The sequence below is a fragment of the Vreelandella sp. 2A-K22 genome (assembly GCF_054065485.1).
Genome location: NZ_JBSUGC010000009.1, coordinates 109211 through 123140 on the forward strand (window position 1 = coordinate 109211; position 13930 = coordinate 123140).

At 54.2% G+C, this 13930-nt stretch carries 13 protein-coding genes; 7 read left to right on the plus strand and 6 right to left on the minus strand.

Annotation, left to right across the window (positions count from 1 at the left end; genetic code table 11):
• Window positions 1–44: 44 nt before the first annotated feature.
• A complete protein-coding gene (locus ACW17M_RS13660) occupies window positions 45–596 on the plus strand; it encodes a cupin domain-containing protein (RefSeq protein ID WP_041158716.1) in 552 nt (183 codons plus the stop codon).
• 71 nt (window positions 597–667) lie between these two features.
• Here the strand turns inward: ACW17M_RS13660 and ACW17M_RS13665 are convergent, their stop codons facing one another.
• The 3 genes from ACW17M_RS13665 to ACW17M_RS13675 form a co-directional block, all read right to left on the minus strand.
• Window positions 668–1408: a TSUP family transporter gene (locus ACW17M_RS13665; RefSeq protein ID WP_457547626.1), complete on the minus strand. Its 741-nt coding sequence runs from the start codon at window positions 1406–1408 to the stop codon at window positions 668–670.
• An 11-nt stretch (window positions 1409–1419) separates the two neighbouring features.
• The gene (locus ACW17M_RS13670) at window positions 1420–2100 is read right to left on the minus strand and encodes a transglycosylase SLT domain-containing protein (RefSeq protein ID WP_027957079.1); all 681 of its coding nucleotides are present in this window, start codon (window positions 2098–2100) and stop codon (window positions 1420–1422) included.
• Between the two features lie 87 nt (window positions 2101–2187).
• Window positions 2188–3606 carry an aminotransferase-like domain-containing protein gene (locus ACW17M_RS13675; RefSeq protein ID WP_041158714.1) on the minus strand — a complete coding sequence of 473 codons (1419 nt, stop codon included), beginning with the start codon at window positions 3604–3606 and terminating at the stop codon, window positions 2188–2190.
• 278 nt (window positions 3607–3884) lie between these two features.
• On the opposite strand from ACW17M_RS13675, the gene ACW17M_RS13680 reads away from it, so the two are divergent.
• The 3 genes from ACW17M_RS13680 to gabT are packed head-to-tail and all read left to right on the plus strand — an operon-like array spanning window position 3885 to window position 8080.
• Window positions 3885–5300: an APC family permease gene (locus ACW17M_RS13680; RefSeq protein WP_041158713.1), complete on the plus strand. Its 1416-nt coding sequence runs from the start codon at window positions 3885–3887 to the stop codon at window positions 5298–5300.
• Window positions 5301–5345: 45 nt separating this feature from the next.
• Window positions 5346–6797, plus strand: a complete 1452-nt coding sequence (locus ACW17M_RS13685; protein WP_027957076.1) for an NAD-dependent succinate-semialdehyde dehydrogenase — start codon at window positions 5346–5348, stop codon at window positions 6795–6797.
• An 11-nt stretch (window positions 6798–6808) separates the two neighbouring features.
• Window positions 6809–8080, plus strand: a complete 1272-nt coding sequence (gene gabT / locus ACW17M_RS13690) for a 4-aminobutyrate--2-oxoglutarate transaminase (protein ID WP_457547627.1) — start codon at window positions 6809–6811, stop codon at window positions 8078–8080.
• 111 nt (window positions 8081–8191) lie between these two features.
• On the opposite strand, the gene ACW17M_RS13695 is transcribed toward gabT, so the two are convergent.
• Both ACW17M_RS13695 and ACW17M_RS13700 read right to left on the minus strand, forming a co-directional pair.
• The gene (locus ACW17M_RS13695; RefSeq protein ID WP_457547628.1) at window positions 8192–8989 is read right to left on the minus strand and encodes a helix-turn-helix domain-containing protein; all 798 of its coding nucleotides are present in this window, start codon (window positions 8987–8989) and stop codon (window positions 8192–8194) included.
• 438 nt (window positions 8990–9427) lie between these two features.
• The gene (locus tag ACW17M_RS13700; RefSeq protein ID WP_457547676.1) at window positions 9428–10150 is read right to left on the minus strand and encodes an AzlC family ABC transporter permease; all 723 of its coding nucleotides are present in this window, start codon (window positions 10148–10150) and stop codon (window positions 9428–9430) included.
• Between the two features lie 498 nt (window positions 10151–10648).
• On the opposite strand from ACW17M_RS13700, the gene ACW17M_RS13705 reads away from it, so the two are divergent.
• Complete coding sequence (locus ACW17M_RS13705; protein WP_022521683.1) at window positions 10649–10951, plus strand: antibiotic biosynthesis monooxygenase family protein; 303 nt, start codon at window positions 10649–10651, stop codon at window positions 10949–10951.
• A gap of 59 nt (window positions 10952–11010) precedes the next feature.
• On the opposite strand, the gene ACW17M_RS13710 is transcribed toward ACW17M_RS13705, so the two are convergent.
• A complete protein-coding gene (locus ACW17M_RS13710) occupies window positions 11011–11937 on the minus strand; it encodes a 1,4-dihydroxy-2-naphthoate polyprenyltransferase (protein WP_457547629.1) in 927 nt (308 codons plus the stop codon).
• A 142-nt stretch (window positions 11938–12079) separates the two neighbouring features.
• Here ACW17M_RS13710 and ACW17M_RS13715 point away from each other — a divergent pair, with 142 nt between their 5' ends.
• Both ACW17M_RS13715 and ACW17M_RS13720 read left to right on the plus strand, forming a co-directional pair.
• A complete protein-coding gene (locus ACW17M_RS13715) occupies window positions 12080–12574 on the plus strand; it encodes a DoxX family protein (RefSeq protein WP_027957070.1) in 495 nt (164 codons plus the stop codon).
• A 28-nt stretch (window positions 12575–12602) separates the two neighbouring features.
• The gene (locus ACW17M_RS13720) at window positions 12603–13928 is read left to right on the plus strand and encodes an isochorismate synthase (protein ID WP_457547630.1); all 1326 of its coding nucleotides are present in this window, start codon (window positions 12603–12605) and stop codon (window positions 13926–13928) included.
• Window positions 13929–13930: the final 2 nt, after the last annotated feature.

Sequence of the window (13930 nt, forward strand, 5' to 3'; positions counted from 1 at the left end):
GACCAACAACGTAATTTACTTATTGATAGGGAGTGAAAAAAAGCATGTCGGATGACGTGGGTGCGAGCTTGCGCTCCCTGCGCAAGCAGCGAGGGATTTCGCAGCGAGAACTAGCAAAGTTGTGTGGGGTTACCCACTCAAGTCTTTCGCTAATAGAGCAAGGAAAAGTTAGCCCATCCGTCAGTTCCCTGAAGAAAATCCTAAACGCATTCTCTATGAGCGTCGGTGATTTTTTTACGATGGATCTTGATAGTCAGGAGCAGGTTTTCTATTCGGCGGATGATTTAGTTGATATTGCTTCCGGTGATATTTCCTTCAAGCTTGTCGGGGCAAATCGTCCTAACCGTGCCTTGGCTTTTATGGTTGAGCGATATTTACCGGGTGCTGATACTGGGCAAGCCATGATTACTCACTATGGTGAAGAGGCTGGTTTTGTCGTGGAAGGTGAGATTGAAATCATTGTTGGAAGTAATACGAGGCGCTTAGGGCCAGGTGAATCATACTATTTCAAGACAAGCACTCCGCACCGTTTCAGAAACATTGGCGATGTTCCCTGCAAGATAATTAGCTGCGCTACGCCAGGTAAGGCGTTCTGATATTACTGGTTTGTATTGTGCGGCAATTGTCGCATTGATGTCGTGCAAATCGTTTGGGCACTGCCTCAACGCTAGCGGGTGAGTAGGAATATTCCCTGAATGAAATAGAAAACCCCAATACCGGTCACGATCCAGCGCGTCCAGGTGCGGAAGTTGGCATCGGTGAGGCGGTGTAAAATGCGGTTGCCGGTGTGGGTGCCAAAGATCGCAAACGGCGCCGCTAGCAGCACAATGCCCCATTCGCCGGTACTAAGCGCCATGGCGGCGCCGAGATAGAAGATGATTTTAATGCTGTGAGCCACTACCTGAATCATTGCCTTGGTCGCCACGACTTGGCGGCGATCCATACGTGAGCGGACAAAGAAGATATCGATTAGCGGCCCGGAAACCCCTGCGGCAATCGTCAAACCGCCAGAGGCGATGCCGCAGCACAGTGCGTGGCTGGCGCGGTTGGCATCCAGGTGAAACCAGCGCTTGGGCAGCCATACCAAAATCGGCATTAGGCCAATCAATATAGAGACGCTGGCGGCATTGGGGCTGTAGCTGAACAGCAGAAGCAGGCCCGCGGCGCTTAGTACACCCAGCGTCATAAAAGCGACAATGCGCCAGACAATATAGCGCCGTGACAGCCACGCCCGCGAACCGTTAGACGTGAGTTGAATAACCCCGTGAACGGCCATCGCCGTGCCGGCGGGAAAGATCAGCAGCAGAAACCATAGCAGTACCAATCCGCCCGCCATACCAAACACCCCGGAGAGCATCGAGGTAAAAAACACCACGCTAACCAGGGCAGCACCCATCCATAGTGACATCGTCAGCTTCCTTAACTACGACAGAATGGCCAGATCTGGTAAAACTTGCGGCATTGAAACTCCGCTTCGCAAGCATTGAGCTGGGCTTGGTAACGGTTAGCGCGAGCAGCTACTTGTCTCCCCGCACTCAATACCTGTGGTTTGCCGCGGTAAGAACCCCGCTGGTAGCCCCCCGCGCCTTCGTGATAGGCGTAGTAGAGGTGCTCGGGATTACTGAGCGATATGCCCGCCTGCTGCTGGGAACGACGGTTGTACCAGCCAATAAAGTCCGTGGCGTGTTTCATATGAGTACGCCGGGCAAACAGGCTGCCCGCTTGATCCTCATACTCCCCCCAAACGGGGTCTTGGGCCTGGGCGTAGCCTTTGGCAGAAGAGGGCCGGGGGCCGGGGATAAAGCCTAGATAGTACTTGCGATCCGGGCGGATATGGCTACGAAACGAAGACTCCTGCTGAATAAACGCCATCTGGGTGGCGATCGGTGTGCCCCACTTCTCCTCTGATTCCTGGGCGTAGTCGTACCAACTGGGCTGCTCGCGGAAGATCTCGCAGATATTGCTTTGATCCTGAGGCGGGTTGGGCGCAAAGGTGGCGCAGCCCGAGAGCAGGAGCACAAGACTTAGTGATGCCCAGAGGCGAAGCCTAGCGAAAGCAGCCGAAGAGGCGACGATGAAATTATCAACAGGGTGACGCATAAAAGTCCTTGTGTATAAACCGTTCAAAGCTTGTGGATAAGGTGTTGAGAAACACTTCCTTCCTTACCTGTGCACTATTAATAACGCCTAGCGCAGCAGTGCTTCCAGGCTGCGACGCAGGCGCTGTGCTTCACGCACCAGCGTTTCCCCTGATAGCATGCCGACGCCCATTACTAAGCCGACGCGCGGATCGGTTGGTGCACACACTGGGCTTAATGGACGCACAATTAAATGCTCTTTCAGCAGTGACTGAGCGATTCCCACATCGTTAACGCCCGGCTCAAACTCGACGCAAAGGCTAATAGCACTGCTCGGTGGCGAAACGCTGCGCACCTGCGGCAGCGAATGTAGTTGATCATGCAGCACCTGTTGGCGCCCTAGGTAGTCGCGTTGAATGCGCCGACACCAGGCATCCAAATCACCATCAAAAATAAATTGTGCTAGTACGGCCTGATCCAGCATGCGTCCTTCGCGGAATAGTTCACTGCGCAAGCGGTTCATTGGCCCCGCTAAATGACGCGGTACCACTAAATAGCCTAAGCGCAGTCCTGGAAACATCATCTTGGAAAACGAGCCCACCAGCAAGTGGCGCTCCGAGTGCGGGTCAAAGAGCAGATTGGAGTGGTCGTCGCGGTTAAACTCGTAATCATCTTCGACAATATACGCGGGCGCTAGGGCATCGCATAAGCGCTGTTTATCCACCGCACTGGTAGGCACGCTGAGCGGGTAATGGTGCGAGCCGGTCAAGTAGGCCAGCTTGACCGGGCCAGGAGCAGGCGGAAGCATGTGCCCCTGACCTGGCAGCCACGCCACCGGTTCGATTTCCAAACCTGCGGCGGTAAAGACGTTGCGCGCTCCCCAGTAGCAGGGCGACTCCATGGCAACAGTGTTGCCCACATCAGCCAACGCCACGGCGCATAGCTCAATGCCGTTATGGGTACCGTCAGTGATGATGATCTGTTCCGTGTCGCAACTAATATTGCGCCAGCGCGCCAGAAAATCGCGTATCGCGCGCTTTAATGGGCCGTAGCCACCGGTGGAGTAGGAGAGCAGCAGGGCGTTTTGCGGCACCGTTACGCTGGCGTAGAGCTGCCGCCATTTACGCATCGGGAATTGGGCGATATCGGGAATGCCGGGCACGAAGGCGCCGCTTTGGATCATGCTAGCGCCTGGGCCATCCAGCACCCGCTGGGCGCGTGATGAGAGCTGTGCATTGCCATGCAAGGAAAGGCTGGGCGTAACGGGCCGACACGTCCAGGTGCCTTGGCCGTGGGCGGTCTTAAGCAGTGCCTCCTCGAGTAGCGTATGGATCGCCAGCGCCAGGGTTTGGCGGGCAACGCCAAGGGCATCCGCCAACTGGCGATGGGAGGGCAGCCGCAGCCCGGCAGGCCACTGCTGGGTAATGGCTTGTCGCAATGCCTGCTCAATACGCACCTGCTTACTCAACCGTTCCGGTTGGAGTGCATAAAGCTGTACAAGTTGGTGCACGACCTCCTTACGATCCATTTGAACACCCCTTAATCCCGCTTAACCCGCTAACGGCGGGCACTTAGACGAAAGCCGTATGAAAATAGTGCACCCTTTCGGTGCGCATGAAAAGTGGTCTAGTCGAACGCAAAAGTGGTGCGTTCGCGTTTTCTCTCCCGCCTGCTAGCGTGTGGCCATCCTGTTTGGCGAAACCGTTAAAAACATGCCTATTCAAAGAAAGGCTGTTAAAACAGGATCAGGATACTGCGCCCCTGAGCGCCTACGACAACATCCAATAACTCGCAGGACAATTTCAAATGACCACATCCTCATCAGAACAGGAAGGGCTCGTCCGGGTACTCGCCCGTGGCGATGTATTAGCGCTGGCCTTCGGTGCCATGATCGGTTGGGGCTGGATTGTACTCACCGGTACCGCCATTCAATCCGCTGGCAGCCTAGGCGCCATTATAGCGTTTATTATCGGCGGTTTAGCGATTGTCTTGGTTGGCCTTACCTATGCTGAACTTGCCGCTGCGATGCCCAAAGTCGGTGGCGAGCACGTCTACAGCTACCGCGCCTTGGGCCACTTACCTTCTTTCTTGTGCACCTGGGCGATTATTCTAGGCTACCTAAGCGTGGTGGCCTTTGAAGCGGTAGCACTTCCCACAGTGATTGAACATCTGGCGCCCAACTATGCCGTCGGTCATCTGTGGACGATTGCCGGCTGGGAAGTTAAAGCCACCTGGGTAGCGGTAGGTGTAGGTGGCTCGTTGGTCATGATGATCATCAATTACTTCGGTGTGACCACCGCTGCGCTGCTGCAAAAGGTAGTGACTGGGTTAATTCTGCTGGTGGGGGTCATGTTTGTCACCGGTTCGCTGTTTGAAGGCGAAACCATCAATATGATGCCGCTCTTCACCCAGGCCGACACCGGCGTGTTCGCAGGCATTGTAGCGGTGCTGGTCATGGTGCCGTTTCTGTTTGTGGGGTTTGACGTTATCCCCCAGGCCGCTGAAGAGATCAATCTGCCCTATAAGGCCATCGGCAAAGTGCTGATGATGTCGGTGATTCTGGCGGTGGTGTGGTATGCGCTGATTATTCTGGCGACCAGCCTGGCGCTCAACAGCACTGAACTGGCGGCCAGTTCACTGAGTGTGCCGGACGCCATGGGAAGCCTGTTTAACGCCGCGTGGGCCAGCAACTTAATGGTCATGGCGGGTATTGCGGGCATTATTACTAGTTGGAACGCCTTCTATATCGGCGGCTCTCGGGCAATCTATGCCCTCGCTAAAGCAGGCATGCTACCTGCGCCGTTTGCCAAGCTGCATCCTCGCTACAGAACCCCTACTAATGCCATCTTTATGATGGGCTTTCTCTCCTGTTTGGCGCCCTTCTTTGGCCGCCCAGCATTGGTGTGGATCGTTAATGCGGGTGGCTTGGGCATCGTATTGGCCTACCTGTTTGTGGCGATCTCCTTTGTGGTGCTACGGGTGCGCGAGCCGGATATGCCCCGCCCATTCAAGGTAAGTAACGGCAAGCTGTGCGGCACCCTCGCTATCATTCTTTCTTTCGGTATGGCGTGCCTCTACCTGCCCGGTAGCCCGGCGGCACTGAGCGTCGCGGAGTGGACTATCTTTGCTGGCTGGGCGGTGCTGGGCATCGTGCTTTACGTGCATGCGCTGCGCACCTACGGGCGTGACTACAGCGATCGCCATATGCAAGTGGACCTGTAAGCCGTCCTACGAGATTTCTGGACTTAAGCTTTTTAGGAGCAACGTATGAGCTTTATCGAACAGTGGTTGCACGATGCGGTTCCAGCCCTGGTGGGTGGCGAGTGGCGTACAGGTCAACAAACCTTTGCGGTGGATAACCCCGCCACCGGTGAAACCATTGCCCGGGTGGCGGATATGGGCGCCGATGATACCCGTGACGCCGTGGCCGCCGCCTACAACGCTGGCGCTGCCTGGCGGGCCACACCGGTCAAGCAGCGCTCGGCACTGCTACGGCGCTGGTTTGAGCTTATTAACGAACACGCCGACGACCTGGCCCGTCTGATGACCCTGGAGCAGGGCAAGCCGCTGACGGAAGCCAAAGGCGAAGTCACCTACGGTGCGTCGTTTATCGAGTTCTTCGCCGAAGAAGCCAAGCGTATGGCAGGAGAAACCCTACCAAGTCATGGCGCGGACAAACGCTTATTGGTTCTGCGCGAGCCGGTAGGTGTGGTGGCGGCAATTACCCCATGGAACTTCCCGCTGGCGATGATTACCCGCAAGTGCGCCCCGGCCCTGGCGGCGGGCTGCACCGTGGTGATCAAGCCCGCCGAAGCCACGCCGCTCACCGCGCTTGCCGCCGCTTACCTGGCGCTGGAAGCGGGCCTGCCTGCAGGCACCATTAACGTGATTACTGCCTCAAAACCGGCAGCGGTGGGTGAGGTGCTCACCACGGATTCACGGGTGCGCAAAGTCTCGTTTACCGGCTCCACCCCGGTGGGTAAGCACTTGCTTGCCCAGTGCGCCAGTACAGTGAAGAAGGCCGCCATGGAGCTGGGGGGCAACGCGCCGTTTATCGTGTTTGACGACGCCGATGTAGATGCCGCTGTTGATGGCGCAATCGCCTCCAAATTCCGCAACGCTGGGCAAACCTGCGTATGCACCAATCGCTTCCTGGTGCAGGACGGCATTTACGATACGTTTGTCAGCAAGCTCACCGAGCGAGTGAACGCACTGAAGGTTGGCGATGGCCTGGCGGATGGCAGCATTATCGGCCCGCTGATTAACCAAGCAGCGGTAGATAAAGTGCAGCGCCATGTGGACGACGCAGTGAACCAGGGTGCTCGGCTGCTCTGCGGTGGTAAGCCTCACGCCGCAGGCGAGCGCTTCTTCACTCCCACGGTGCTGGCGGATGTGACCACCAAGATGGCCGTGGCCGACGAAGAGACCTTCGGCCCGGTCGCGCCGGTGTTTCGCTTCCAGCGCGATGAAGAAGCCATTGCCATGGCCAACGATACACCCTTTGGCCTGGCGGCTTACTTCTACGCTACGGATTACCGCCGCATCTGGCGCACCATGGAGCAGCTGGAGTACGGCATGGTCGGTGTGAATGAAGGGTTGATCTCCACCGAGTTGGCGCCGTTTGGCGGCGTTAAAGAGTCCGGGTTGGGTCGCGAAGGCTCCCACCACGGTCTTGATGAATTTACTGAACTTAAATATGTCTGCGTTGGCGGTTTATAAGGAAAGCTATGATGACTAACCAAGAATTGAACGACCTGAAAAACCGCTACGTGGCTAACGGTGCTGCCACGCCGACAACCCAGTTTGCCGAGCGCGCTGAAAATGCTGAGCTGTGGGATGCCGACGGCAACCGCTGGATCGACTTCGCGGGCGGTATTGGTGTGCTGAACTTGGGCCACCGCCACCCGAAAATCGTCGCCGCCGTTGAAGCGCAGCTCAAGAAAGTTATGCACACCAGCGCCGCGGTCATTTCCTACGCGCCCTATGTGCAGCTGTGCCAAAAGCTCTGCGAACTAAGCCCGGTGCGCGGCCCTGAGCGCAAAGCGATGCTGGTCAACACCGGTGCCGAAGCGCTGGAAAACGCCGTGAAGATTGCCCGCGCTGCCACTGGCCGCACCGGCATTATTACCTTCGACGGCGCTTTCCACGGACGCACCATGATGACCCTGGCCATGACCGGCAAGGTGCTACCGTACAAGAACGACTTCGGCCCGATGCCGGGCGACGTGTTCCGCGCACCGTTCCCCAACCCGCTGCACGGTATTAGCGAAGAAGCTTCGCTTGACGCCATTCGCACGCTGTTCAAAACCGATATCGCCCCCCACCGCACGGCGGCCATCGTGATTGAGCCGGTACAGGGCGAAGGCGGGTTCTACATCGCCTCACCGGACTACCTGAAAGCGCTGCGCGCATTGTGCGACGAGCACGGCATTCTGCTGATCGCCGACGAAGTGCAGTCGGGCTTTGCCCGCACCGGCAAGCTGTTTGCTCTCGAACATAGCGGCATCGAAGCGGATATTCTGACCACTGCCAAGAGCCTCGCTAACGGCATGCCGCTTTCTGCAGTAGTAGGTAGCGCCAAGGTAATGGATGCCTCCGGCCCCAACTCCCTAGGTGGCACCTACAGCGGCAATCCGCTCTCCTGCGCGGCAGCGCTGGCGGTGATTGAGGTGATCGAAGAGGAGAATATTCTTGAGCGCAGCGAGCAGATGGGCAAAATGCTCGCCGAGCGTTTCGCGGCATGGGAAGCGCGCTTTGCTGCCGTTGCCCACGGCCGCCAGCTAGGCGCCATGGCAGCGTTTGAATTGCTCGATAGCGAAGGAAAACCCGATACAGCGCTCACCGGTGCGCTCTGTGCCAAAGCCCGCGAGAAAGGCTTGATCCTTCTCTCCTGCGGCTTCTACGGCAACAGCATCCGCATTCTGGTGCCGCTAACCGTCTCTTCCGCGGTGTTGGAAGAAGGGCTCAGCATTATTGAGCAGTCTCTGGAAGCGCTTAGCTAATACCTGTCTTAGCGTCATCTAACCCGCCATCGTCAACAGCGAAAGCTGTTGGCGATTGGCGGGTTTTGTGCTTCATAGAGGAAACTTGAATGTTTTTGAGTTGCCGTGTGCTTAGCCTTTGACCCTATAGTCTTTCATAAACCTAGACAACCACTGAGTGGGGGTAAGACCGAAGGCTTTCTTAAAGTGGTTTGTCATGTGACTCTGGTCATTGAAACCAGCTAACATCGAGGCGTACGACAACGAATAGCCCTGGGTCAAATAGTGTTTTACGCACGCAAGGCGCCGCATAGTTAGATAGCGGTATGGGCTTGTTCCGTATAGTGCCCTGAAGTCTCTTGATAAACTCCATTTTTCGCGGCCGCTTACTAATGCTAAGTCATCCAGTGTAATCTGAGAATCCAACGAATAGTGGATATATTCTCTAGCCTTTTCTGCAGCGCTATAGTCATATGCCACCCTTCCTCTTTTATGTCCTGCCACAGCAGCAAGAACGTTGGCTAGCTCAAAAAGGATGTCTTCCTCTTCAAGTTGCTCATGAGCCGTATCTAAATCATTCATGAGGAATTCTGTGGCGGCATAAAGTCGAGAGTCTGTGCTAATGCCATCCTTTATATAGGGTAAAGGGCGACCACCAAGCACAGTTTGAAGCACGCGTGGTTCAATATACATGATGCGGTAGTGGAAGCCTTCGTTCGTACCCGCCTCACCATCGTGGAGTTCATCTGGATGAATCACAATGGTATTGCCCGGCAAGCTAGTCCTTTTTTCACCTCGGTAATTGAAACAATGCACCCCTGCCAGCGTTCTGCCAACAGCATACGTATCGTGCCGGTGAGGTTCGAAAGCAACGCCAGAGAAAAAGGCTTCGAATCTTTCTATCTGCGTATTGAAAAAAGAATTTAGCATAGGCGGTAAGTTGTCTGCTGTTGGCTGAAGACAGGGCAATCATGCAACGGAATATGTGGATAAGCAAAGCGGATTGGCCGTTTTGGCAATCAATGTACTCTGCCTTTGAAAGACTTTCATGTTACAAGCTTCTCAGCTCAATACGTAATATAAAGTAGTAGCGATGAATGTGGTAAAAATCAAACCGAATTTTAATATGATGGCTAGTATGACTACTGAAATAAAAGCCAAAAAGGATAGAGATAGCCCGTTAGTTACTTCTGGCATCACAATGTAAGTAATGAAGCAAATGAAAATAGAGCTAGGTAGTACTTCATCGATCAGATTCTGAGTCTTTTCTCCGAAGTTGACAATGATCAAAGAGGGCAGGACTCTTACCATGAGGCTTGTTAATAAAAGAGCCATAATCACCCAGAAATTATTCATCATATTATGCCCTCAGTCCCTGCTCTTTAATAGATAATAGGTAGCGGATAATAAAACTACAGATGGGATCCAAAAGTAGACAGCACCAAGGGTGTAGTAGAGAAATCCGCTTATGATAAAGCCTAGCATTGCCTTTGGAACAGTGATCAAGCCACTTTTATAGGGTCGATTTTTAAGATACGAGATGGCAAGAAAAAGAAGCACTAAGCTTGCAGGTATGCTGGCATTAATCCCATCAGGTAAAAGGTTGGGAAAAAGCCCTGCTACAATACCACCTGTTACCCCGAATAGTATCCAGCACCCGAAAATGGTGAAGCGAATTATCAGCATGGCTCTTTGGTTATGTCCCTGCTCAATAGCGTACGCTTCGTCGCCGAGTGCATGGGACGCAAAAACCTTAAGCAGCTTGTTTTTTGGTAATTTTTTTGAGCATGAAAGCGAAATTGCAAAATATCGGCTATTGATCATAGTGGTAACGAAAGCAATAGTTAAAAAACTGGCCCCAGACTCAGAGAGAGGTAGAGCGGCAAACTGCCCGCTCCCAGAAAAGCCTAGTAGGCTTACGAGAAAAATTTCGACAATGCTCCAGTCTGCTTTGTAAGCAGTAAAGCCGAATAGCATGCTAACAGGTGCTATTGCAAAGATGGCCGTCAATAGCAGCGGAAGCAGAACCCGATACTCTGCTGTATTTGAAGCAGAGAGCACTTTTTTGGTGTTTAAATATTTATTCATCATTGCCAATCACTTTTTCCCAAAATGTGAATTTTTTAGTTATGGCTAATGGGCTTACAGCAGAACATTGAAGCTAGCTGCTATGCTGGAAGCGTATGAGAAAAGTTGATAAGCGTATTGTAAGATCGTGCAGGTTTGTTGAGAGCGGAGTGAGTCTAGCCGTTATGGTTTTTCAATATTTTGTTTTCGTGCGTTGGCTTGGGCATCGCTGGCTGGCGAGTTTATCCACAATCACTTGGCTGGCTTCTTTGGTCGGGTTCAATGGCGAATACGGGCAACGTGGGGCCCGCCGCGGCTGCGTTAGCAAACGGCGCGTGATCATGAATGCGTACTCGCGTTTGAACCAAACGACCTGGATAGGTGCCTTAGCCATTAATAATACTGATACCTGACGGTTGAGAGCTATTCGTCACTATGCCATGACGTTACCATCAAGGTAGCGTTTGCGTAATCAATCCAGCAGGATCAACTCTGCAGGAACAAACTAGTAGGAGAGTAACGATGTATATCGCGATGAACCGTTTTCGGATTGCCCCAGGCCGCGAAGAGGATTTTTTAGAGGTGTGGCGTAACCGCGACTCTCACTTGGATGAAGTGCCGGGCTTTAAACAGTTCAAGATGCTGCAGGGTGAAAGCCAGGAAGATCACACCGTGTTTATCTCCCACAGCGTGTGGGAGTCGGAAGAAGCCTTCCGCGCCTGGACTAAGTCAGATGCGTTCCGGAAGGCCCATGCCAATGCCAAGTCACCCGAAGGTATTTATCTTGGCCCACCAAAGTTTGAAGGTTATGAGGTGGTGCTGTAAGGCGTGTACGGCTAAACGAAGCAGGTTGTCAGCGGGGTGGTTGCCCCGCTTTGGGGGCTTTAAAACAATGCCAAGCCAATAGAGAGCAGTACGCTATAAAGCAGCGTTGAAATGGCCGTTTTCTTCAGCATATTGGTTAGCATCTCGCCATCACGGGTATGGCTTAACGTTCTGGCTGCGTCAGTCAGTGGCTTGACCACCAGCAGGCAGCTCCATCCCACCCACGACACCGGCAGCGCAACTAAATAGTTCAAGGTAAGGAGCAGCGCCAATCCCAGCAGCGCCCAGTGGTAGCGAATCGCCTTAGTGCGGCCAAGGCGCACCGCCACGGTGATCTTGCCGTTACGCGCATCGCTTTCGATATCGCGCACGTTATTCACATTGAGCACGGCGGTTGCCAGCAAACCGCAGGCGGCAGCAGGTAAAAACGGCAGCCAGCCTAGTTGCTGTACATGTAGATAGTAGGTGCCCAATACGCCAAGCAGACCAAAAAACATAAAGACCGCAATGTCCCCAAACCCTCGGTAGCCATAAGGGGGGCCACCTAGACCAACGGTATAGGTCACTGCTGCCAACAGGGCCGCAGCCCCTAAGAGAATGAAGATGAGGATTTGCCCCCACTGATTTCCAAACGCGGCGACCAGCAATAATAGCCCCAGTAACGCGGCAACCGTGGCCGCAATGATCATTCCCGTGCGCATTTTTTCCGGGGTAAGCAAACCTGAAGAGACCGCTCTTGCAGGCCCTATACGCTGTTCGTCATCGGCACCCGATGCGGCATCACCGTAGTCGTTGGCTAAATTAGACAGCACTTGAAGCGCAATAGCGGTCAGCAGGGCAAGTACAAGTACTGCCATATTCAGAGCATCCACACTCGCGGCTAGCCCACTGCCCAGCAGAATGGAAGCACAGGCTAGCGGTAGCGTTCGGGGGCGAGCAGCTAATACCCAGGCTTGGTAGTGGCGGCACTTACTATTTTGATCCATTCCGTTGATATTCCTGTTGACCGTTTTCATTTAATAAACATTCGGCAATGTATGATTAAGTGCTAAAAAGTAGACCCATATCAAAACTAGCGGCGCTGTCTTCCCCCACACTGCTGGTCACCCTACACCAGGAGTTTACGCGATGATTGGCGACTTATTTAGACATAACAAATATATGGCGGTAGTTTGGTTACTGCTACGGCTCTATTTAGGCATCACCTGGCTAACCTTAGGCATCGGTAAAATGACCGGTGGCTTTAACGCCGAGGGCTTCTTAAGCAATGCTGTCGCCAACCCTGTGATGCGCGAGGGAAGCGCGGTTTACCCTAATTATGTCGCCTTTCTAGAGAATTTTGCGTTGCCCAATGCGGATGTCATTAATTTCATTATACCGCTGGGAGAAGTGTTAGTTGGCCTGGGTTTGATCGTTGGTGTGCTGACCTCGTTTGCTGCATTTTTCGCCATCGTGATGAACATGTCGTTTTTGATGGCAGGCACGGTGTCCACTAATCCATGGATGATTGCGCTGACTTTCTTGTTGCTGGTGGCGGGTGCCAATGCGGGGCGGTTGGGTGGCGATCGGTGGGTGCTGCCCTATATGAAAAAAAAGCTAGGCTTGAAGTACGCTGGTAGTTAATTGAAAACGCGGGTCTAACAGGCGAATTATGCACGTTACACACCCTATTGAAGCACTCAAACATCAGCTTGATGCGCTTCGTCATACGGATAAAAAAGGGTTTATGCGCCTAAATACGCCCTGTCAGGTCGGTAACCTGATGGGGTGGTTAAACGTGCAAAGCGTTTATCCCCGTCTCTATTGGCAATCCCGTGATGCTGGCGCCGTTGAGTATGCTGCGCTAGGGGTTGTTAGGGCGTTTGATTCGCTAGCCGCGCTGCAGGCCGACCTTGCCACACTGGCCGATAGTGGTGGCGAGCAGCCGGACTACTTCGGGGGCATGGCCTTCGACCCCGGTACGCCAGGGTGGGAGCACTTTCCGGGCTGCCACTTTTTGCTGCCGCGTATAGAGCTTAGGCGCCAGCAAGCGGGGGTGATGTTATCACTCAATCTGCGCTTTGATGATTGCTGCCCAGAGGCCGAGATAGCCCAGGCTCGTGCCTGTTTGGCTGCGCTGGAAGAGGAGCAACGGCTGCCTTGTTGGCTGCCTCATGTTTATCAGCGTGAAGACCATCCTGTGCAGAAAGAGTGGGCGGCGTCGGTAGAGCAGGTCACCCATCCTGATCACCTGAGTCACACACCCAAGGTGGTGCTCTCACGGGAGACGTGCCTAACCACACCTGAAACGCCCAGCCCTTGGGCGCTGCTAGCACGCTGGCAGGCCGGTGCCGCCGACTGTTTTCACTTTGGCGTCCAATTTACTCCCCATGAAGCCTTTATCGGCTGCCCGCCGGAACGGCTCTACAAGCGTGAAGGACGGCATTTAATGACCGAGGCGCTGGCGGGTACCACTCGCCGTGGGCGGGATGCCCAGCAAGATCAAGCGCTTGCCGATGAACTGCTTGCCGATAAGAAAAACAGTCTGGAAAACCAGTGTGTCTATCAGCAGCTTTTGACCCAGCTTGAGTCGCTCTCTTCTCAAGTGGACATGGGCGAGGCGCATATTGTTAAGCTGCGCTCGGTGCAGCATATCCGTCGTCTGATTCACGCCGAGTTGCACCGAGACGTCACCGACCAGCAGTTGCTAGCAGTGCTGCCGCCTACCCCGGCGGTAGGCGGCGTTCCCCGCGAGTCGGCGCTGGCATTTATTCGCCAACATGAGCGCCATCGACGCGGTTGGTATGCGGGCGTTTTCGGGCGAATTAGTCACACCAGCAGCGATCTGTCGGTGGCCATTCGCTGCGCCCATATCGGCCCAGAAGCGATTCGTCTTTATGCCGGTGCAGGCATTGTGGCAGGCTCCCAGCCAGACGAGGAGTGGCACGAACTGGATACGAAAATTGCTGACATTATGTCGCTGCTTGGGATGGGATAACG

Excerpts from the sequence above, each read along its gene's own strand:
- ACW17M_RS13670 (WP_027957079.1), bottom strand. The coding sequence starts at position 2,100 with ATGCGTCACCCTGTTGATAATTTCATCGTCGCCTCTTCGGCTGCTTTC.
- ACW17M_RS13710 (WP_457547629.1), bottom strand. The coding sequence starts at position 11,937 with ATGGATCAAAATAGTAAGTGCCGCCACTACCAAGCCTGGGTATTAGCT.
- ACW17M_RS13720 (WP_457547630.1), top strand. The coding sequence starts at position 12,603 with ATGCACGTTACACACCCTATTGAAGCACTCAAACATCAGCTTGATGCG.
- ACW17M_RS13660 (WP_041158716.1), top strand. The coding sequence starts at position 45 with ATGTCGGATGACGTGGGTGCGAGCTTGCGCTCCCTGCGCAAGCAGCGA.
- gabT (WP_457547627.1), top strand. The coding sequence starts at position 6,809 with ATGACTAACCAAGAATTGAACGACCTGAAAAACCGCTACGTGGCTAAC.
- ACW17M_RS13715 (WP_027957070.1), top strand. The coding sequence starts at position 12,080 with ATGATTGGCGACTTATTTAGACATAACAAATATATGGCGGTAGTTTGG.
- ACW17M_RS13705 (WP_022521683.1), top strand. The coding sequence starts at position 10,649 with ATGTATATCGCGATGAACCGTTTTCGGATTGCCCCAGGCCGCGAAGAG.
- ACW17M_RS13680 (WP_041158713.1), top strand. The coding sequence starts at position 3,885 with ATGACCACATCCTCATCAGAACAGGAAGGGCTCGTCCGGGTACTCGCC.
- ACW17M_RS13665 (WP_457547626.1), bottom strand. The coding sequence starts at position 1,408 with ATGTCACTATGGATGGGTGCTGCCCTGGTTAGCGTGGTGTTTTTTACC.
- ACW17M_RS13695 (WP_457547628.1), bottom strand. The coding sequence starts at position 8,989 with ATGCTAAATTCTTTTTTCAATACGCAGATAGAAAGATTCGAAGCCTTT.
- ACW17M_RS13700 (WP_457547676.1), bottom strand. The coding sequence starts at position 10,150 with ATGATGAATAAATATTTAAACACCAAAAAAGTGCTCTCTGCTTCAAAT.
- ACW17M_RS13675 (WP_041158714.1), bottom strand. The coding sequence starts at position 3,606 with ATGGATCGTAAGGAGGTCGTGCACCAACTTGTACAGCTTTATGCACTC.
- ACW17M_RS13685 (WP_027957076.1), top strand. The coding sequence starts at position 5,346 with ATGAGCTTTATCGAACAGTGGTTGCACGATGCGGTTCCAGCCCTGGTG.